1 protein-coding gene is annotated in these 1315 nt (G+C 25.6%); it reads left to right on the forward strand.

Annotated elements, in window-relative coordinates:
* Window positions 1-105: 105 nt before the first annotated feature.
* Window positions 106-1239, forward strand: coding sequence for a class III lanthionine synthetase LanKC N-terminal domain-containing protein (locus NFR82_RS08800; RefSeq protein ID WP_251717899.1), 1134 nt, complete (start codon window positions 106-108; stop codon window positions 1237-1239).
* Window positions 1240-1315: the final 76 nt, after the last annotated feature.

Below are 1315 nucleotides of genomic sequence, written 5' to 3' on the forward strand. Positions count from 1 at the left end.
TCTTATTTTGATTAAAAGAAAAATTAAAAAATCAATTTACGAGAAAGATCTATTTACACAAACTATTTGACAGTCTCATTAATTTCGTAATTTGAGGGGATAATGATGGATATTTTAGATATTAATTTATTTAAGAAATATGAATTAATGAGATATAATCTTAAAAACTTTAAAGAATTGGATCCTATTGAAAGTATATTGATAGATCAAATCAAATTTAAAAATTATTATTTCAAGAAAAAAGGTATATTCATTAATTGTATTTCTTTGAATAACCCTTTGAAATACCAGGGATGGAAAATACATGTATCGGCTTCGGATGACAATTATTTAAATGTTTTATTAATTGTTATTCCATATATTATTTCATTAGGAATTTCTTTTAAAGTGGTAGACGAAGTTGGAAAAAATATTATGTTATCAAAAAATTTCCCTAGAGAACAAACAGGAAAATTCATTACGATATATCCTCAGAATATAATTCAATTTCGTACTATTACATATTTTCTCAATAAAAAACTAAGAAAATATACTGGTATTCCGGTTTTAACTGACAAAAGAATTTCAAAAAATAATGAAGTTAGTTTCAGATACGGGGCCTTTAAAAGAATATTAGGGTATGACAATGAAGGTGATCCAATCTATAGCATAATAAATAAGGAAGGTATCAAAGAATGTGATGATAGAGTGATTGGTCATTATAAACCTGATTGGCTAACAAAAGATCCAATAAAAGTTAGTACTATAAGTACTGTTGATAATCAAACTAAATCGATGTTAAAAAAATATCACTTTGTAGATGCCCTGCAGTTTAGCAATTTTGGCGGTGTATATGAGGCCATAAATAAAGAAAACAATAAACGAGTTGTAATTAAAGAGGCTAGAAAATATATTGGTGGAACTGCTTTTAAAAAAATGGTTCCAGAAGATGTTAGAGCAATTAGAAGAAGAGAATATAAAGTTCTTTTAGATTTGTCTAAAAGAAAAGTTGTACCTGCACCAATTGATTATTTTGAAACAAAGGATGGCGATTATTTAGTCGAAGAGTATATTAATTGGAATTTGTTAAAACATATTCGATTAGAAAATCCAATATATTATCCGAATGCTAGTGAAAAAGAGTATCTGACATATTTACAAAAGATAGCCAAAATTTTTTGGAATTTATATAAAACTATAAATATTATCAATACTAAAGGTTTGATAATAAATGATTTAACACCTAACAATATTTTGTAGAGACTGTCAAATCTTTTGTGTAAATAGTTCTTTCTCGCAAATTGATTTTTTAATTATTTATTTAATCAAAATAGGA

Origin of the sequence: Lactobacillus agrestimuris (genome assembly GCF_943193025.1) — a bacterium.
Lineage (GTDB): Bacteria > Bacillota > Bacilli > Lactobacillales > Lactobacillaceae > Lactobacillus > Lactobacillus agrestimuris.